A 20,141-nucleotide genomic window follows, 5' to 3' on the forward strand; every position below is an offset into this window, starting at 1 on the left:
AAAAAATAGTAAAACTCTGCGTCCTCTGCGTCCTCTGTGGTGAATAAATTCAGAAACGTGCAACTTTGAGCATACTGATTACTAATTATACCTTTTCTTTTATCAGACCGGTACGATAAGCAACGAGCAATTTCTTCAAATCCTGTATTTGGGTCACCAGTTCTTTTCCTTTATCGGTATCTTTCACCATCATCCGTTGCGAATTGAATTCCAAGACAAAGTTGGTAGATTTGATATCAAGCCCCTCTTCGATAGCTTTCTGACGAGACTGGAACGGCTCGTGCTGCACAAGCTGCATACCATGAGAGTGATAAACAAGCGTATATCCCGCAATTCCCGTTTCCGGCTGATAAGCTTTTGAGAATCCGCCATCAATAACGAAAAGCTTGCCATTGGCTTTCATTGGCTGTTCTCCCTGAATCGTTTTCACAGGCACATGCCCGTTGATGATATGCGAGTGAGGGCCGGAAGCGCCAAACTCTGCCAAAATCTGATCGCAGACATCTTCCCGGTTACGCAATGTATAATAATAACCTTTCTTCTCTTTATGCAATTCTTTATCTTCTACGAAATAACGCTCAAAAGTTGCCATCTTATCCTTATCGAACAAGGGAGCTTCCGGACCACACCACATATACCAAATGTAATCCATAGCAAATTCCTTATCCTCCTCCCCTTCTTCATCGAAGTACGCAGTACGAATCAGTTGATCGGCTTTATCCAGCAATTTACGCCCCCAATATTCCTTACCACGTATTTTGACATGCTTAAAGCTGCCATCCTCATTCAGAGGGACAGAAGCGTGATAAAGAAGATTCGAATTTGAAACCAGATACATTCCGCCGTATGTAAACAGGCAACGCATGTGTTTCTTCAGCTTTTCACTATTCATAAATGAATAATGAATCTTTTCTACCAATTCGCGTTCTTCTTCCGTCAACCGGTAAGGATCGGCAGGATCTACGGTCGGGAAGTTGGTATCGCGCAAAGCATATTCTTTTCCTTCGTATACAAAGATGCCACGCTCAAAATCAATCTTTTCCAGCAGTTTACGGTTGGTCATCCCAAACTCCGGACGACGGTCGATAATTTCGGCTTCCAGCTTAAACTGGATAATGGTAATGGCTTTATGCATTTGAGTTATCAAGCGCAGAGTCTTCTCATTATAATGAGCGTCGGCAAAATTCATCTTCGGCATGAAGATGGTGCAAGGATCATCGGCATACGTATCCATTGCAAAAGTAGCCAATGGAAGCAGATTGATTCCGTATCCGTCTTCAAGCGTGCCCAGGTTGCCGTAGCGCATGGACATACGTATCACGTTGGCAATACAGCTGTCGTTACCGGAAGCTGCACCCATCCAGAGAATATCATGATTTCCCCATTGAATATCGAAGTTATGGTAATTGCACAACGTATCCATGATGATATGCGCGCCAGGACCACGGTCGTAAATATCGCCTACGATATGAAGAGAGTCAATAGTCAGACGCTGAATCAGATTGCACATAGCGATAATGAAATCGTCGGCACGCTTGGTAGTGATAATCGTACTGATAATTACATTGATATAGGCATGCTTGTTCGGCTCGATGGAAGATTCGTGCAATAATTCCTGAATAATATATGAGAACTCGGCAGGCAGCGATTTACGAACCTTCGAACGGGTATATTTGGAAGATACATTCTGACAGACCTTCACCAGTTGGTTCAGGGTAATCAGATACCAATCATCCAGGTCCTTTTCACGGGCTTTCACTAATTGAAGTTTCTCTTCGGGATAGTAAATCAACGTGCAGATTTCTTTCTTTTCAGCCTCGCGGAGAGTGTTGCCGAATATTTCATTTACTTTACGTTTTACCGCACCTGAAGCGTTTTTCAGTACGTGCTGAAAAGCTTCGTATTCTCCATGAATGTCAGTCAGGAAATGCTCTGTCCCTTTAGGTAGATTTAAGATAGCCTCCAGATTGATTATTTCCGTACTAGCATCGGCAATCGTAGGAAAACTTCGGGAAAGCAGTTGCAGGTAACGGAGATCGCCCACAATGCTTTCAGGAGTTATGTTACTTTGAGCAGTCATTTTATTTACTATTTTACTATTTACAATTTACTAGTTACTAATTACGATTCAGCAATGTACCATTCTCAATTTAACAAGAACATCAACAACACTTGGGCGATAATTACCCGCAGGAACATACATAGCGGATAAACAGTCGCATAGGCTACGGATGGGTTGTCGCCGGGGATTGTATCGTTTACATAGTTCAGTGCCATCGGATTTGCCATACTTCCGCACAACATACCGGATACAGAACCGAAATCGATCTTCATCATCTTGAAGGCCACGAATCCAACCAACACTGTTGGAATGATAGTCAATCCGGCTCCCAAACCAATCCATAATAAGCCTTCCGGACGGAATACGGTATCGAAAAAGTGAGCTCCGGCATCCAGTCCCAGACAAGCAAGGTACATGGAAAGTCCCAAGGCACGCAACATCAGGTTCGCACTACGGGTGGTATAGGTAATCATGTGTATCCGTGGTCCAAAAGTCCCCAGAAGGATACCGACAATGATCGGTCCGCCCGCTAATCCCAACTTCACAGGAGTACTGACACCCGGAAAAGAGAAAGGAATAGCCCCCAGTGCCAAACCAAGCACGATACCGATAAATATAACAACCAGATTGGGTTCTTTCAGGCTTTTCACGGCATTTCCCAATACTTTCTCCACATTCTGGATAGCAGCAGCCTCGCCCACTACTGTCAGGCGGTCGCCCAACTGAAGTATCAATCCCGGAGTAGCAAGCAGTTGCACCCCCGACCGGTAAACACGGCTGATGTTAATTCCGTAATGGTTTCTCAACCGGAGTGCACCGAGTTTCTTACCATTCAGTTCGGGACGGGTGACAACGATACGCTGCGAGATCAATTCGCTGTCAATCGCATTCCAGTCAATGTCCTCTTTATTCCAATCTGTATTTTCCTGTTCACCAAAAAGCACTGTCAGGGCCAAAGCGTCTTTTTCCGCAGTTACCACCAGCAGACGGTCGCCTTCTTTCAGAATCTTGTCTGAAGTCGGAATACTGACATGTCCGTCACGCCACAAACGGGATATGACAAACTTCGGGTAACTCATACGAGCTATATCCTTGATACTTTTATTGAAAATAGCAGGATTGTGTACTTGAAACGCTGCAATATAAGTTTTGTTCGCATCGTCTTTCTCTTTTATCTCCAAGTCTTCTTTGCGGACCAATACTTTGCGGATTAATAAAACGGCAAGAATTACGCCGACTACTCCCATCGGATAGGCCACCGCACATCCTAAAGCAGGCGTACTGCTGTTTATTCCCATCTGTTTCAGAGTTTGTTGCGCAGCTCCCAATGCCGGAGTGTTTGTCGTTGCTCCACAAAGGATGCCCACCATATCAGGAAGAGAGACACCCGTTGCATAACTAGCCACCACCGTCAACAACGTTCCCAGTAGAACTACTCCCAACGCCAACATATTCAGCGTTACCCCGCCTTTACGGAAAGAGCTAAAAAAACCGGGACCGACTTGTAGCCCGAGGGAATAAACGAAAATGACCAGTCCGAAACTTTCTGCGTAGTTTAACATCTGCGGATCGACCGAAAGCCCGAGATGGCCGGCCAGGATACCCGCAAAAAAAACAAAAGTGACTCCCAGGGAAACTCCCCAGAAATGCACTCTTCCCAAGCCCAAACCAATGGCAGAAATCAGTGAAAGTACCACAACAGCCTGTAAGGCAGAATGTTCGATGAATAGACTATATAACCACTCCATGTATATAAAAACTAATAGGGCGCAAAGATAAAAACTATTTAGTCCGGTTCAAAACTTTTAAGCTTTCATTTCGCGCCCCAATTATACCCTGATTCATATATCCTGAAATCTTATTGATTACCCTTTTACACTGTTACCTGTTATTTTGCTCCCAATACCTGTTATATTTCTATCTTAACAATCTTATCCTTTCTCTTTTTACCCGCATCTTGTTATCCTTCCAACGATGCTTTTTTACCTGTTTCTTCCTTTACGCTTACCTATCTCTTTATCTTTTTCTAATTTCTTTATCTCTCCTAATTTCTTAACCTTTTCTTTTTTCTTCCTGCTTCACGTTTCTTCCTGCTTTACGCTTCATCTTGCTTCACGTCTCATCTTTTCCCTTGAAACTCCACAAAGTTATTTCGTCCGTCCAGATAACCGCTCAATCTGTTTCCACCGATATATACATCATCCAGGTATGAAACATCATTCGGTCCGTATGACATACGAATGGAAGTCTGTGCATAATTTTCCCAACTCCAACGGAAATTATATTCATATTGATCGACTGCTCCATTAGGATATTCCACCCGTATATAGTCGATTCCGGTACGGTCTAAAAAGAAGTCCAGTTCCTGACGGCAATAGTTACCGTCCATGTCGCGGTAGAAACTAACCCAGGTACGGCTACATAAATCAGCCGAACGGTTATAGTACCCTGCACCATTATTATCATCATCATAGAAACTGTCTATTTCCACTTCGCAAGAGGTAAAACTTACCATCAATATAGCCATCAACGCCAAACCGAAGTATTTAAATGTGCTCGTTTTCATATTCCTTTATTTTTAATGGTTCTCTAATTATTATATATCATTTATCTTTCGATAGAACAAAAGTAGAGAATGATTTTTCCCCATGAAACTGAAAACTCCTACTTATCGGGAGGAAATTGCCTAAATCTAGGAGTAAATCCCTCCGGTGAAGTCTATTTCAAAGAATTCTTGTATCTTTGCCTCTTGCTAACAACACATGAAATTATCCGTCGCATGAAGTCTATCAAATCACATATCACCCAATTATTGAAGTCCCTCAACGAAGGAGTATTCGAAAAAGAGCATACCATCGCACTGTCTCTACTATCCGCCATGGCAGGGGAAAGTATCTTTCTGCTGGGCCCTCCGGGAGTAGCTAAAAGTTTGGTAGCACGCAGGCTCAAACTGGCATTTAAAGACGCAGATGCTTTTGAGTATCTGATGTCCCGCTTCAGTACACCGGACGAAATATTCGGCCCCGTCTCCATTTCAAAATTGAAGGATGAAGATACGTACGAACGCATCACAAAAGGATACCTGCCGACAGCATCAATTGTCTTTCTGGATGAAATATGGAAGGCCGGCCCTGCTATCCAAAATTCCCTTTTGACGGTAATCAATGAAAAGATATACCGCAACGGACAATTTACAGTGCGTGTACCCCTGAAAGCATTGATTGCCGCTTCCAACGAACTGCCGGCAAAAGGTGAAGGACTGGAAGCCTTATACGACCGTTTCCTGATCCGTCAGTTTGTCGGATGTATCGAACAGGAATATGCGTTCGATCAGATGATTTCTTCTACGCGGGAGATAGAACCTGAAATCCCGGAAAAACTCCAGGTGAACGATGAATTATACAACCAGATACAAGCTGAAAGCGAAAAAGTAGGTATTCACTATACTATCTTCGAGCTGATTCACAATATCAAACGAGAAATTGAACAATATAACACAGGACGGGATGAAAACACCCCTCCCATCTATGTATCCGACCGCCGCTGGAAGAAAATAGTAGGTCTGCTCCGCACATCGGCTTATCTGAATGAATCTCCGGGAATTCATTTCTCCGACTGCCTGTTAATGAGCGCCTGCCTATGGGATGAAATTTCGCAGCTCCCCATTATAGAAGAGATTGTAGAACAGTCGATAGCACGAGGCATCAACACCTATCTGTTAGGAGAAAAACGGTTGGAACAAAAATTGGACACACTGAAAGAAAACATGAAGTCCGAACACAGCCTGCGTGAACTTAGCGATCCGGGAATCCAGGTCGTAGACACCTTCTATCATCGCATAGAAGGTTATCACATTGCCGGAAATCTACTCATTTTTGCTTCCGATTACCAGTCTTTGAAGAAAGACAGCAACCGGCTATTTTATATCCAACAGGATAAATTCCGTCCGGTTAACAAAATCCTAAAAGCCTACGATTTTGTAAAAAACAGAAATATCGCGCAAAAGAATATCTATTCCCTCCGAAAAGGAAGACGGTCTGTTTTCGTCAACAATCAGGAATATCCGTTACTATGTTATGACAATTGTAATCCTTTGCCTGCACAACAGGATGGCAACACTCCGTTCGAATTTACATTGCAGGAAGTGATCGACTTGCTCCATCAAATGGAGGTGGAATATAAAACAATCTCCGAACGGGAAACAGCATATACAAAAGAGCATCTCTTCTTAAGCTCATCGCAAAAAAGCAAGATCAAACGAATTTTAGGAGAGACTGCACATATCATAGAGAATTACCGGAACGAACTCCGCATCATCGCTCATGCCCATGAACAAGAGAACAGAGAGTATTAGGCTCAAACACCTGCAAGACATTTATTATGAGAAATTGCAGGGAATAGCCTACGATGTGTACGACGAACAACTGCACAACCTGATTATCCGTCCCGAAGAACTGGATGCGGATATTCACCGGTATTTTCGTCACACGCAACCCTCCCTGCAAGATTTCTACTCCCACTACGCGTCGCAATGGGAATACTTTCATGAAATGAATGAAGCATCCGACACCAAGTTTCTCCATTTCCTGAAAAACAGCGCCTACACGTTCTCAATGAAATATCACCTGGTAGACCTCAACGTAAAATACTACCTCCAGCGTTTTGACGCAATCAGCCCACGCTCTAAAGAATGGAAAGCGTTGCGGACTCTCTTCTTCGACAAATGGCACACACTGCTCTCGAACAACGAGTTCAACTATCAGATGGAACATATCGAGCGGCTTTGTGATGATTTCTACCGTCTTCAGCTATCACTTGCCAAAAACCTTCCGGTGCGTGGCGGCTCACGCCTCGTCTGGTTACTCCGCAACCATAAACAGATAGCAGAACAGATTTTAGAATACGAAGAAACGATCAAACGAAATCCCGTTATCCGTGAACTGGTAGAAATCTTGGGCAAGAAACACCAAAGCAGCCGGAAACGTTTCAAAATGACTGCCGGTATTCATCGGGAACAAATTATATCTCATGCCACCCGAAGCGATATTACAGGTATTTGCGAAGGAAACGACTTAAACAGCCTTCTTCCCTTGGAATATTGTTATCTGGCCGAAAAAAGTCTGCAACCCATTTTCTTTGAGCGTTTCATTGAGAAGAGATTGCAAGTCATCGACTATCAATCACACGAAAAGCAAACCATCAACGACAAGAAAACAATAGGGAACGAAGTTTCCGAAGAAGCCGAAGGCCCTTTCATTGTTTGTCTGGACACTTCCGGTTCCATGGCAGGCGAACGGGAAAGAATCGCGAAATCCACCCTACTTGCCATTGCCGAACTGACGGAAGTGCAACACCGAAAATGTTACGTCATCCTGTTTTCCGATGATATCGAGTGCATTGAAATCACAGATTTAGGCGGCAGTTTCGATCGCCTGGTCGATTTCTTATGCCAATCCTTTCATGGCGGAACTGATATGGAACCTGTTATCACGCATGCTTTGCGGAAGATCAGCGAAGAAGGATATATGGAAGCGGACATTATCACCGTATCGGACTTTGAGATGCGTCCTGTCGATCAACTACTATCCCGGACCATCGAACACGCAAAAGCGAAACAGACAAAGATGTACGCTATTTCTTTAGGTGGCAAGAGTGCCGAGACCAGCTATCTGAAATTATGTGATAAATATTGGGAATATAGCATTCAAAACGCCGAAAGTCTTAATAAAAATAGAATTGAGGAATCAAATAATTAATCAATGTTATAAAACATCTCTTTTTTCTTGTTTTATTTGCAAAGTTGACAGAAGTCCGTATATTTGTACTGTGTTTTTCATAGTATTAGATTTAAGGTTAACAAAAAGATTGGCTGTCTGGGATAGATAGCCTTTTTTTATGTCCTTTTCTTACGTCAAATATACCGTCACTATCCCATCCGGATGTTTACCCTATCCCATGAAGATACCGTCACTATAATAAGCGGATAGCGTCAATATGTTTCAAGTTCCCATTCCATCGATAAAAATTAAAAGCTTTCGAAAAAAAAAATCTTCCGTTTAACATTTGAAACATAGCAGGTTATCTCATTTTACAAAAAACAGGTAAAAAAAATCTTGCTAAAAGATTTGCGTAGTCCAAAAGTTCCCCCTATATTTGCACCGCATTTGAGAGAGAATGCGGGTTCAAGGAAGTTTGGGTGAGTGGCTGAAACCACCAGTTTGCTAAACTGACGTACTCGTAAGGGTACCGGGGGTTCGAATCCCCCAGCTTCCGCAAAAAATCTCAATATAAAAAAGAGCTAAGTTTTAAAGACTTGGCTCTTTTTAATCTATCAAACTCCGGTGGGTTCGTCTAACGGTTAGGACACATGCCTCTCACGCATGTAATACGAGTTCGATTCTCGTACCCACTACTATCTGATTATCAGCCTCTTACTAACAAGTAAGGGGCTTTTTTATTGCCTTATATTTATCTCAAAATATCGTTTTTAAGCGATATAAAGAGGTATTTTCAAAAGAAAAATGCAAATTTTGCGCAAATTTTCATCTCGCATAGTTATCGTGCTATCCCATTAATGTACCTACCTACAAAGAAAAAGAGGAAATGCAGCTAAACTACATTTCCTCTTTTTCTTTATAGATCTCAAAGTAAGATTCTTTATCTATTCTCAACCGGACTCTTTCTTCCCTCTTCTGCCCAGCCAGGTTTACGAACAAGTTGAAATACAGTTGGCTGAAAGAAAGGTTGGAACGATCATAGGTTATATCAAACGTCCAGGTTCTACGGAAAGAATCGAAAGTAGCGAATGGTTGCTCACCTCCTTTACACATAAACACTTCCGGGAAAGACGTAGGCGGATAAGGCTGGAATAAGCCCGCTAATTGGGCATACATATAGTCAATCATCCATTCGTCTCCCGTTAAGGTCAGTTCCCCTTTCAAGCGGAGTTTGATTGCATAACTGGCAGTCACATCAGACGAGGTATAAACAGGGACTTGACTTTCTACCGGATAGTTACCGTCTTTATATCCAAGGCTCATCGTTAGTTCAGACCGGCCGACGCCATTAAATCCATCTACTTCCCGATCCGCCGACTGATTTTTCAGGTTAATCATAAATGTCAGTTTACCGAGAGTCGGGTCACCCGGATATTGCGCAAGCGTGTCCAACACATAATCTTCGGTATTATAACTTCGGGCTATCAAATCTCCCTTTCCTGCCTCCAAAGCCGGACCGCCTCTTTCCACATCCACGTTGCCAACCGGATAATAAATAGCATCATTATCCCTTACGCAGCCACTCAAACAAAACAGCAACACTGTCAAGCCTATTATCTTATTCATAATCACCTTACTTCTTGATTTTGCGGACAAAGATACATCTTTTTTATACCACCCTTGATTTATGTCAACCGTTTTTAGTATTTTTGCACACATCAAGACAGAAAAGACATGGATACACTATTAAGAGAGACTGTAAATGCTGTTGTCAATTCCCGCTTTCCGGAGATGAGTATAGAAGGAAGACGGCAGATAGAAAGCATACTGATTCGTGAAGAATTCCCCAAAGGAGCCATAGCGCTCAACGAAGGAGAAGTAGCCCACGAACTTGTTTTTGTAGGAAAAGGCATGCTTAGGCAGTACTATTACAAAAACGGGAAAGACGTGACCGAACATTTCTCATACGAAGGATGTATCGTGATGTGCATTGAAAGTTTTCTGAAACAAGTACCCACCCGGCTAATCGTAGAAACTCTTGAACCTTCCATTATTTACTTATTCCCCCGCGACATGATACAAAAATTAGCGAGGGAGAACTGGGAAATCAACATGTTCTATCAAAAGATATTGGAATACTCTTTAATTGTATCACAGGTTAAAGCAGACTCCTGGCGTTTCGAGTCCGCTCGCGAACGTTATAACCTCCTGCTCGAAACACATCCGGAAATCATCAAACGCGCGCCTCTGGCACACATCGCTTCCTATCTTCTAATGACACCGGAGACACTAAGCCGTGTACGCTCCGGTGTTCTATGATTTTAGCGGCTTTTCCGGTATTCTTTTGGAGACATACCGGTGTAATGCTTGAAATATTTCCCGAAGAAAGATTGGTTTGCAAAATTCAGCCGGTCGGCAATCTCCTGTATATTCATACTTGAAGAATTCAGGAGGGCTTTCGCTTCCAGAATCACCAACTCATCAATCCACTCTCCCACCGTTTTTCCGCTGACTTCTTTCACTACTCCCGAAAGATGTTTCGGCGTCAGACACAGTTGGTCGGCATAGTATTTTACGCTGCGTTCAGACTGGTAAGACTCCACTAGAGACTCATAAAAGCGTTCGAAGATATACTCTTTCCGGCTTTTGTTCCTCATCGTAGTAGCGTTTGCAGGCGCATGATTAGTAAAAATAGTGCAAAGTTCGAAAAAGAACCCCTGCATCAGTCCCATTACCACTTCCCTACGGTATAAAGCCTCCTTATTCCTCAACCGTTTCCTGATAAACGCGTGATACTCCTTCACCACCTCCTGCTCGTGCGGAGTGAGGTCGAAACACGGATAATCTTTCAGATAGAAAAACAAAGAAAGCACATTTCCGATCTTAGGCAACGTCTCCAGCAAGTTCTTCGACACAGCAAAGAAAATGCCTTTAAAATCGTGACTGAAATACCGCTGCTCGATAATCTGATTAGGCAGTGCTATCACCATCAATCCGGGACACAATTGAAATTCACGCAGACTGATCTTAAAAGTACCGGTACCCTCCAGACAAAGCCCCACCGTCAACACTTCCAGTTTGGTAGGCCCGTTATACAACGATATAACGCTCTCCGTATCGAAAAGCGCTATATCATTATCAACAACATCAATGTTGTCGGCATCTATATGTTTAGAATGAACTACCGAAGAAATACCTACTTTCGGAACACTTTGAATATCCATACTCTCTCTTTTTTTGGCGACAAATATACCAGCATTTAATCAGATATACAAGCCAATCGGGAGCATTATCGGACATAATGAACACTTTTAGATACTTATCGAACAGACCGGAACAGATATTCATAATCACGTTTGGCAGCCGGCACCGTCCACTTTTCCGGAACAAACTTCCACTGATTGAGCGCTTTCGGGTCCATCGTTCCTTTCTCCTCAATGTAATTCATCAGGTAGAAACGGAGATCCTTATCCGTAGAGAAAATAATGCGGTCTTTCAACTTCTCCTGCGGGATGCCCGACCCTTTCGTCAGCAATTCTCCGCCACCATTGCCACGATAAGAATTCAAGGCCACCTTATATATCTTATCCATGCGGAAAGGAGAACCATCAGCCATGCTTGTGATCGTTATCTTCTCGCCCTGCGGTTTAGTGACATCCACCGTATAAATAATGCCCGAAGCCGAGTCAAAATTAAAACTATAATTCTGGAAAGACGCTCTATCCTCCGCGCCTTCACGACGTTTCTCCTTGAACCAGAGCAGATGATCTTCCGGCGATTTCATCCGGTTCGTCCACATATAATAAGACATCTCCAAGAAATCCTTAATCTCCTTTCCGGACAGAGTCATCACATACAGCATGTTCTCATACTTATATAAATTGAACATATCACTCACAAATACATCCCCCTTCTTTATTTCCGAGTCAAACGAAAGCGGAGCGGCAAACGAGATGTCGGCACCGGTGATGTCGAGCTGCAAGGTATGTATCAGGTCGATAAAGGCAGAAGGGCCGAAGAAAGCAGGATGAGTGGAGATACTTTCGGTAAAAGTGCCGATCTTCTTTGAAACGAACTTCTGCACCGTTTCATATTGCGGGGCAAAACGCTTCATAAAGTCCTCGCTGATTCCGTAAGCCTCCGTTTCCGTCAAGACACCCTTGATATCCTTGCTCTGCACCTTTCCATCTTTCAGTTTCAAGGTCACATCTACATTAGACAAAACAATCCCATTGCTGGCCGGATCGATAATCAACACCGAGTCTCCGGCAACATTCATCACCTTCTTACATTCGCGGGAATGATCGTGCCCCATCAATACGATATCGAATCCCGGCACATTCTTCGCTACGTTGAGAGAAGCGTTCTCGTTGTATTTGCCCGACATTTTGAAAGCCTCCTGTCCGGCATGGAACAAGCCGATCACCAAATCCGGGTTCTCTTTTTCACGGATAACCTTCATCCATTTGCGTGCCGTCTCTTCCATATCGTCAAAACGCAATCCTTTCCACAGGTTTTCGGAGAGCCATGCAGGGATGGCAGGGGTAATCATTCCCAATACCACGATCTTCACGCCATCACGTTCCAACACTTTGTAAGGAGCCAGATGGGGCTGTCCCGTAGATGTATCTATGATGTTGGCACCCAACACTGGGAAATCACAAGTGGCGATCCAACGGTCGAAAACGGCACGTCCCGTTTCCACGTCATGGTTACCCATGTTGCCGGCATCATACTTCATATAATTCATCATTTCCGAGCAAAGATGGGGAGACACCGTATCTATATAATTATAGTAATAGGCAGTGGGCTGTCCCTGCAAAATATCGCCGTTATCCAGCAATATCAGATTCTCCTTATATTGTTCGCGCTCTTTCTGCACGAAAGAATAAACCCGTGCGAGACTCCCCTTCCATTCGTGGCGGGTTATAAAATTATAAGGATAATAATTGCCATGTACATCACTTGTTTCTACAATCTTCAGTTTCACCACCTTTTCCTGCGCCGCAACAGACAGAGCGAGGCAGAGAAGCAAGCCATAAATTAATACGATTCGTTTCATTCTTTTTCTATATTTAGATTTAACGGATGAGAGAATACAAACCGCGCCCCACCGGTATAGTCAGGGTCGATCCATATACTTCCTTTCCATTTGTGCACAATCAATTTACAGATAGACAATCCCAGTCCGGTACCCTGGGCATATTCATTCAGTTTCTCAAAACGCTCGAACACAAGTCCCTGTTTTTCTTTCGGGATACCGCATCCGGTGTCCGTCACCGAGAAGACAGCCATTTGCGTTTCCTCGTTCACAGAAAAGTCCAATGTGATCTTACCGCACTTCGTAAACTTGTTGGCGTTGGAAAGCAGGTTAATCATCACTTGCTGCATACGCTGCACATCCGTCACCATCCGGAAAGATTCGAAAGAAGTGGTAAACAAGAACTGGTTTTCCGACGACTGCCGCGAAAAACTAACAGACGCCACCACCTGGCTGCACAATTGCACCACGTCACATTCCTCCCAAGTCAGCGTCACCCGGTTGGCCTCCAGACGTGAAAGGTCGAGAATATCGTTAATCAGTCGAAGCAACAAATCCGAATTGGTTTTGATAATCTGATAATAAGACTGCTGTTCCTCCTCCGTGCTACCGCCAACGGCCAATACATCCGAGAATCCTACAATCGAATTCAACGGTGTCCGTATCTCATGGCTCATATTGGCAAGGAAAGCACTCTTCAGACGATTGGACTCTTCCGCCCTGTCTTTTGCTACGCGCAAGTCCTTCTCCGATTTCAGCAGCTCATCTTTCAGGCGTTTCGTACGGAAATAATAGAAGAGAGAGATGCACAAGCCGAGCACCAGTATCACAAACAAAGCACAGGCAGACCATATCTGATAAGTATATTGCTGATAGAACGAAACCGGCTGGTTGACAAGCTGCACTTTAAAAGGCAATACTGCCGGATCCAGCCCCCATTCCTTCACCTTCCGGCTATCCAATACCGCTTTGCAGCCGATTACCGAAAGATGTTTCACCGTATCCTGCGGGTGCGTATCCATCCGTACAGACTCCATAGCCATTTCTCCACCCACTTTCCGGTAGTCGGGCAACACCCCTCCTATCGCCCAATGACCGAGACTCACCGATGAAGGGGTAAAAGTCGGAATGGTAGGGGTAACTTCCATCATGGCATACGTGGCATTTCTCATGAAATACCCCTCGTTCATATCCACCCGCCACGTTCCTACCAGGATCACCGTGTTTTCGGGCAGTTGCCTCAACTCCTCAACGATGGTATAAATAGAATGTTTCCGTCCATCCATCAGAATCAAATCCAGATCGGGGAATTTCTTCATTTCTTTTCGCACCAATGCTTGCATGGTCACTCCGCCATACGTGTTGTCCGAAATAAAGGCAATGTGTTTCGTTTTCGGATAGAAGGCTTGAATCACCTGAATATTACCCTCTATATCATATTGGTTGATAAATCCCGATTTGAGTTCGGGGATATTCAGATGGTCATCGAAGAGATCGACAGATTCGGGCATCCAGCTATCCAGGCTTTCCACGGTATCTTCCGGCAATATCACCACGTTGCTACTGGCCAGACTGCACATCACGGGCACTTTCACCTGCATTTCATCCCGCTGCGACAAATAAGCGGCCCATGCTTCCTGACCTAACAAAATAATCTGCGCCGGATGCTTTTCCCCTTGATATTTAGCAAGAATCTGTGTCATCATTTTGCTCCATAGCGGAGCTTCCGAGAAGCTTTTACAGTTCATATTCTCGATGATGATGTCGCGCTGTCCTCCCAACTTACTATATTCATCCATATAATCGGAAATAGTGACCGATGTTTGGTGCGCTGCCGGATTATAAGAATAGATAATCAGAATAGGTTTCTTATCGTTAGAGACAGCCAAGACCTTCGATGACTGCAGGAGCCAAAGAAAACAGATAAAAAAATATCCAAGACGTCCCAGCATAATAATGCAGTTTTGATGTGTTAATTCATTAATTGAGTTGCAAATATAGTAAAACTTGTCGGGTTTAACAGATTTATATGTATTTTTGTCGCTCATTTACTGTCAAAAAATACAAATTATGGAATTATTTCACAAGATGATTTCCGGATTTCTGGGCATACCGGAAAGACAAATAAGCAGCACGCTCCATCTTTTGGGCGAAGGTGCTACGATTCCTTTCATCAGCCGATACCGCAAAGAAGCCACTGGCGGGCTGGATGAGGTGCAAATAGAGCAGATCAAAGAGCAACACGATAAGTTGTGCGACATAGCCAAACGGAAAGAAACGATTCTCGGCACCATCACCGAACAGGGCAAACTGACTGCGGAACTGGAGAAACGCATCAACGACACCTGGAACCCGACGGAACTGGAAGATATATACCTCCCTTACAAACCCAAACGGAAGACACGTGCCGAAGTGGCCCGCCAGAAAGGGCTGGAGCCGCTTGCCACCATCCTGCTGTTGCAACGGGAAAACAACCTTAGCGCCAAAGCTGCTTCCTTTGTAAAAGGTGAAGTGAAAGATGTGGAAGACGCGCTGAAAGGTGCGCGTGACATTATCGCGGAGCAGGTGAACGAAGACGAGCGTGCCCGCAACGCGGTACGTAACCAGTTTGGGCGACAGGCAGAGATTACGGCCAAACTAGTCAAAGGAAAAGAGGAAGAAGCAGCGAAATACCGCGATTATTTCGATTTCTCCGAGCCACTGAAACGTTGCACGTCCCACCGTCTGCTCGCCATCCGCCGGGCAGAGTCGGAAGGGTTGCTGAAAGTGTCTATCAATCCCGACGACGAGGCCTGCATCGAACGTTTGGAACGCCAATTCGTACGTGGCAACAACGAATGTAGCCGGCAAGTGGGCGAAGCCACGACGGATGCTTACAAACGGTTGCTCAAGCCTTCCATTGAGACAGAATTTGCCGCCCAATCCAAAGAGAAAGCCGACGATGAAGCGATTCGCGTATTCACCGAAAACCTCCGCCAACTTCTTCTCGCTCCGCCATTGGGACAAAAACGGGTGCTCGCCATCGACCCCGGATTCCGTACCGGATGTAAGGTGGTTTGTCTCGACGCACAAGGCAATCTGTTGCATAATGAGAATATCTATCCGCATCCTCCAATCAACAAGACCGGCGAGGCTGCTTCGAAACTTCGCAAGATGATTGAGGCCTACCAGATAGAAGCCATCTCCATCGGCAACGGAACGGCAAGCCGGGAGACGGAAGATTTCATCAACAGTCAGAGTTTCGACCGCCAGATACCCGTGTTTGTAGTCAGCGAGCAGGGGGCTTCCATTTATTCGGCTTCCAAAATTGCTCGTGACGAGTTTCCGGATTACGACGTAACGGTGCGTGGGGCAGTCTCCATCGGACGCCGCCTGATGGATCCGTTGGCAGAATTGGTGAAGATAGATCCCAAGTCCATCGGCGTGGGGCAATACCAGCACGATGTAGACCAGACGAAGCTGAAGAAAGCACTCGATCAGACGGTAGAGAATTGCGTGAACCTAGTCGGGGTAAATCTCAATACGGCAAGCAGTCATCTGCTCACTTATATATCCGGTCTGGGCCCCCAACTGGCACAGAACATTGTCAATTACCGGGCGGAAAACGGAGCTTTCAGTTCGCGGAAAGAACTGATGAAAGTGCCGCGCATGGGCGCCAAAGCCTTCGAGCAATGCGCAGGATTTCTTCGCATCCCCGGAGCTAAAAATCCGTTGGATCATACCGCCGTGCATCCGGAAAGTTACCACATCGTAGAGCAAATGGCCAAAGACCTGAAATGCACCATCGACGAGTTGATAGCCGACAAGGAACTTCGCCGGAAGATCAATATTTCCGACTACATCACTCCTACCGTCGGCCTGCCTACCTTACAGGACATTCTGCAGGAGCTCGACAAGCCGGGACGTGACCCGCGCAAGGCTATCAAAGTCTTCGAGTTCGACAAGAACGTACGCACCATAGCCGATTTGCGCGAAGGGATGATTCTTCCGGGCATTGTAGGCAATATCACCAATTTCGGGGCGTTTGTCGATATAGGAATTAAGGAGAACGGTCTTGTACACCTTTCTCAATTAGTGGAACGGTTCATTTCCGACCCGACAGAAGTGGTGTCCATCCATCAGCACGTCATGGTGAGGGTGATGAATGTAGATTATGACCGGAAACGAATTCAACTTAGCATGATCGGGGTACCGCAAGACTGATTGCTTCTCTTTTCTCTCCCCACCACACGATCAGAATCGTAAATACAATCATAAGTACTGTGCAAATGAGCGAGCCTTCAAAACCGAAGGCTCCGCCATTCAGTACGTTTTCTTCGGGCATACGCAAAGTCAGCATACTGGTGGTGAAGTTGTTTCCGCTTACCTGATAACCGAGGATGGGGCCTTGAATCCAATTCCAGAAAAGATGAAGCGAGATAGGGAAACACAAGTTCCGCGTATATAGATAGGAAGCTCCCAGCAGCATACCTGCCAGCAACAGGTTGAGCATAGGCAGGAAAGCTATTTCGGGATTGAAGATGTGCATAAAGGCGAATAACGCTGCCGAGACGAAAAGCGCCAGGAATTTATTCATGGTGGTATGCAATAGGCGTCCGAGGATATAGCCGCGCATCAGTATTTCTTCGAACAAGGCGACCAGCAGGAAAAACACCCACGAGCCCAGCAGCTCCAACGGCTTGAACTGGAAACTGGTGACTTCTATCTCTCCCAAAACGAACGAGATTCCGAAGCCGAACAGATAGAGCAGGATTGCCATCAGGAAGCCATACCACAGTCCCTTGACGTGTCCTTTTAAGGAGAGCCCCAAATCAGAAAACGGACGGCGTTCGAAGCGGAGCATAGGAATGGCGGCGGTTAGAACGGCGAGCAGCATACTGGCTTCGAGGATAATGTATCCCATCACTCCCGGATGGCGGGCTTCCACACCCAACACCAACGACAAACATCCGCGGGCCAGCGTACCATACAATCCAAGAAGGATGAAAAGTATCACAATAAACAGCGGGATACAAGCCCACACAGGAAGTCTTTTGGGTTCTTTGCCCCCAGCAATGTTGTCTGCCTCCATTTTTACAATTTGTTAATCCGGCTACAAAATTAGATATAAAACATAAAAAAACATCATGTATTCTCTATTTTTCCTATATTTGTCAGAACAAATCTACAAAATTATGAAAATAAAACTACTATTGATAAGTTTCTTATTGGCCGCTAATGCGTTAGGAGCAGCCGCCCAAGTGAGTAAAACGTATTATGTGAGTAAGCCCGGTACGCTGATTTCCATGATGACTGAAGAGGAAGCCAACAGTGTCACCCATCTCACACTGACCGGCAAACTGAACGCGGAGGACTTCCGCCATCTCCGTGACGAATTTGATAATCTGAAAGTATTGGATATTTCGAACGCTGAAATCAAGATGTACAGCGGAAAAGCGGGCACTTATCCCAACGGGAAATTCTATATTTATATGCCGAACTTCATTCCTGCATACGCTTTCTCGAATGTGGTGGACGGAGTGACCAAAGGCAAAGCCACGCTGGAGAAAGTGATTCTTTCGGAGAAAACAAAGAATATCGAAGATGCCGCCTTCAAAGGTTGCGAGAACCTGAAAATCTGCCAGATCCGCAAGAAGACAGCTCCCAACCTGTTGCCGGAAGCGTTGGCAGACAGCGTTACCGCTATCTTCGTCCCCCTGGGCAGCAGCGACTCTTACCGCTACAAGGACAGATGGCAGAACTTTGCGTTTATCGAGGGGGAACCGGTAGAGACTACCCTGCAAGTGGGCGCCATGGGCAAACTGGAAGAAGAGATCCTGAAAGCGGGACTGCAACCCAGAGACATCAACTTCCTGACCGTTGAGGGCAAGCTGGATAACGCCGACTTCAAACTGATCCGCGATTATATGCCGAATCTCGTCTCTGTCGATATTTCCAGAACGAACGCAACGGCTATCCCCGACTTCACTTTCGCACAGAAGAAGTATCTGTTGAATATGAAATTACCTCATAATCTGAAATCTATCGGACAGCGGGTATTTAGCAACTGCGGTCGCCTTTGCGGCACGTTGGAGCTGCCGGCCAGTGTGACGGCTATCGAGTTCGGTGCTTTTATGGGATGCGATAATCTCCGCTATGTGTTGGCTACCGGAAATAAGATTACGACGCTGGGTGATAATTTGTTCGGGGAGGGAGTTCCGAGTAAGTTGGTTTATAAGAAATAAAAAATCCCCTGATATGAATTAAACCGCTTGGTTATTCATATCAGGGGATAAAATTATCTTAGCGAGTATGAGATTCTTTCTTACTGACTTGCTTCTTTTTGCTAGTTTCATCCAATGAGTATTTATTCGCTCTCACTGCTATCTTATATCCGAGAAACATTCCCAGTAAAAGTAACATTAGATAATCAAATAATACAGATACCCGATCTAAATAAAAAATTGCATACGCTCCAAAAACATAACAATAGACTTGCATTATTATTTTATCTGATTTCAAATAAAATGTCCGAATGATTCCTTCTGCTTTCAATGGTCGTTTAGGAGTCCGTATATAGGGAAATAAATAACTCATCATTCCGCCTATTAATGTAATCGCCCAAAAAATTAAGAATATTATCTGTACACTGGATGACAGATAAGGAATCTTATATATATAAGGCAAGAAGATACGATAGGCAATTAGGATTATACTACCTAACAAAGCTGTTTTTTCATATATTGCTATTAAAAGATATCTCATATATTTATAAATTAAAAGTTTATTTTCCAATCAAAATACTCCTCCCATATAGTTGGACCATATATTTCTTTTTTTTCTACTTTTTTTGTATGGACTTCATAAGAATCTTGTGACGGATCAGGGTTGGTAACGTCTAATGTTTCCTTCGACAATGTTCCTATAGCCCCAAGAATCATACCTACCATTGTTTTCTTTCCTCCATCTTTTGGATTTCTTTTCGGAGCCGGGTCTCCATTAGGCATCATCCCCGATACATTAGTATCAATGCTTTTTGCGACATTCGCCTGATTCCTATCCAGTTCCTCTTTGCTTTTTCTTTCTCTATTTCGCTGATGCTCATATTCCGGACTAATAGCATTCTTCGCTTGATAGTATAAAAGAGTACCAAAAGCATAAGACATCCTAGGAGTATCTGTTATTATTTGTCCAACTTCTGCAAACTTTCCTGATGCATGTCTCATTATTTGTTGATCCGAAGGCAAATTATAACTTTGAGGATACGTTATCGGAGAATAGAATGGAAGAGGTGCATAAGGCATTGGAACAGGTATTACTTGCTTTCCATCTGGGTCAATAT

14 protein-coding genes, 2 tRNA genes and 1 pseudogene are annotated in these 20,141 nt (G+C 44.4%); 7 read left to right on the forward strand and 10 right to left on the reverse strand.

Annotation, left to right across the window (positions count from 1 at the left end):
• Positions 1-85: 85 nt before the first annotated feature.
• From BSAG_RS03100 to BSAG_RS03090, 3 genes are all read right to left on the reverse strand, one after another.
• Positions 86-2,080 carry a fructose-bisphosphatase class III gene (locus tag BSAG_RS03100; RefSeq protein WP_004316337.1) on the reverse strand — a complete coding sequence of 665 codons (1,995 nt, stop codon included), beginning with the start codon at positions 2,078-2,080 and terminating at the stop codon, positions 86-88.
• 65 nt (positions 2,081-2,145) lie between these two features.
• Positions 2,146-3,810 carry a putative transporter gene (locus BSAG_RS03095; protein WP_008019318.1) on the reverse strand — a complete coding sequence of 555 codons (1,665 nt, stop codon included), beginning with the start codon at positions 3,808-3,810 and terminating at the stop codon, positions 2,146-2,148.
• Between the two features lie 371 nt (positions 3,811-4,181).
• On the reverse strand, positions 4,182-4,628 hold the full coding sequence (locus BSAG_RS03090; protein ID WP_004316335.1) for a hypothetical protein: 447 nt from the start codon (positions 4,626-4,628) through the stop codon (positions 4,182-4,184).
• Between the two features lie 213 nt (positions 4,629-4,841).
• On the opposite strand from BSAG_RS03090, the gene BSAG_RS03085 reads away from it, so the two are divergent.
• The 4 genes from BSAG_RS03085 to BSAG_RS03070 all read left to right on the forward strand — a co-directional run bounded on the left by BSAG_RS03085 (position 4,842) and on the right by BSAG_RS03070 (position 8,474).
• Positions 4,842-6,416 (forward strand): AAA family ATPase, encoded by a 1,575-nt coding sequence (locus tag BSAG_RS03085; RefSeq protein ID WP_004316334.1) that lies wholly within the window; start codon positions 4,842-4,844, stop codon positions 6,414-6,416.
• Positions 6,391-7,818 (forward strand): hypothetical protein, encoded by a 1,428-nt coding sequence (locus tag BSAG_RS03080; RefSeq protein WP_004316333.1) that lies wholly within the window; start codon positions 6,391-6,393, stop codon positions 7,816-7,818. The genes BSAG_RS03085 and BSAG_RS03080 overlap by 26 nt, the downstream gene beginning before the upstream one ends.
• A 430-nt stretch (positions 7,819-8,248) precedes the next feature.
• A tRNA-Ser gene (locus tag BSAG_RS03075) sits at positions 8,249-8,335 on the forward strand.
• A 67-nt stretch (positions 8,336-8,402) separates the two neighbouring features.
• Positions 8,403-8,474 (forward strand) — tRNA-Glu (locus tag BSAG_RS03070).
• 202 nt (positions 8,475-8,676) lie between these two features.
• On the opposite strand, the gene BSAG_RS03065 is transcribed toward BSAG_RS03070, so the two are convergent.
• On the reverse strand, positions 8,677-9,498 hold the full coding sequence (locus BSAG_RS03065) for a DUF3845 domain-containing protein (protein ID WP_008770943.1): 822 nt from the start codon (positions 9,496-9,498) through the stop codon (positions 8,677-8,679).
• Positions 9,499-9,513: 15 nt separating this feature from the next.
• Between BSAG_RS03065 and BSAG_RS03060 the strand changes: the two genes are divergently transcribed.
• Positions 9,514-10,098, forward strand: a complete 585-nt coding sequence (locus BSAG_RS03060; RefSeq protein WP_004316331.1) for a Crp/Fnr family transcriptional regulator — start codon at positions 9,514-9,516, stop codon at positions 10,096-10,098.
• Between the two features lie 2 nt (positions 10,099-10,100).
• Here BSAG_RS03060 and BSAG_RS03055 read toward each other — a convergent pair whose 3' ends face one another.
• The 3 genes from BSAG_RS03055 to BSAG_RS03045 all read right to left on the reverse strand — a co-directional run bounded on the left by BSAG_RS03055 (position 10,101) and on the right by BSAG_RS03045 (position 14,772).
• Positions 10,101-11,003, reverse strand: coding sequence for a helix-turn-helix domain-containing protein (locus BSAG_RS03055; protein WP_004316330.1), 903 nt, complete (start codon positions 11,001-11,003; stop codon positions 10,101-10,103).
• A gap of 95 nt (positions 11,004-11,098) precedes the next feature.
• A complete protein-coding gene (locus BSAG_RS03050; protein ID WP_004316329.1) occupies positions 11,099-12,841 on the reverse strand; it encodes a bifunctional metallophosphatase/5'-nucleotidase in 1,743 nt (580 codons plus the stop codon).
• A complete protein-coding gene (locus BSAG_RS03045; protein WP_004316328.1) occupies positions 12,838-14,772 on the reverse strand; it encodes a sensor histidine kinase in 1,935 nt (644 codons plus the stop codon). Before BSAG_RS03045 ends, BSAG_RS03050 begins: the two co-directional genes overlap by 4 nt.
• A gap of 118 nt (positions 14,773-14,890) precedes the next feature.
• On the opposite strand from BSAG_RS03045, the gene BSAG_RS03040 reads away from it, so the two are divergent.
• Positions 14,891-17,023 (forward strand): Tex family protein, encoded by a 2,133-nt coding sequence (locus tag BSAG_RS03040; protein ID WP_004316327.1) that lies wholly within the window; start codon positions 14,891-14,893, stop codon positions 17,021-17,023.
• Here BSAG_RS03040 and BSAG_RS03035 read toward each other — a convergent pair.
• The gene (locus tag BSAG_RS03035) at positions 16,995-17,891 is read right to left on the reverse strand and encodes a CPBP family intramembrane glutamic endopeptidase (protein ID WP_004316326.1); all 897 of its coding nucleotides are present in this window, start codon (positions 17,889-17,891) and stop codon (positions 16,995-16,997) included. The genes BSAG_RS03040 and BSAG_RS03035 overlap by 29 nt on opposite strands.
• A gap of 103 nt (positions 17,892-17,994) precedes the next feature.
• Here BSAG_RS03035 and BSAG_RS03030 point away from each other — a divergent pair, with 103 nt between their 5' ends.
• A complete protein-coding gene (locus tag BSAG_RS03030) occupies positions 17,995-19,044 on the forward strand; it encodes a leucine-rich repeat domain-containing protein (RefSeq protein WP_008770942.1) in 1,050 nt (349 codons plus the stop codon).
• Between the two features lie 58 nt (positions 19,045-19,102).
• Here BSAG_RS03030 and BSAG_RS03025 read toward each other — a convergent pair whose 3' ends face one another.
• Entirely contained in the window at positions 19,103-19,564 is a 462-nt protein-coding gene (locus BSAG_RS03025) for a hypothetical protein (RefSeq protein ID WP_008997737.1), read from the reverse strand.
• 11 nt (positions 19,565-19,575) lie between these two features.
• Positions 19,576-20,141, reverse strand: a pseudogene (locus BSAG_RS0223500) (RHS repeat-associated core domain-containing protein); the annotation flags it as partial.

This window comes from Bacteroides sp. D1 (assembly GCF_000157095.2).
In the GTDB taxonomy this organism is placed as follows: domain Bacteria; phylum Bacteroidota; class Bacteroidia; order Bacteroidales; family Bacteroidaceae; genus Bacteroides; species Bacteroides xylanisolvens.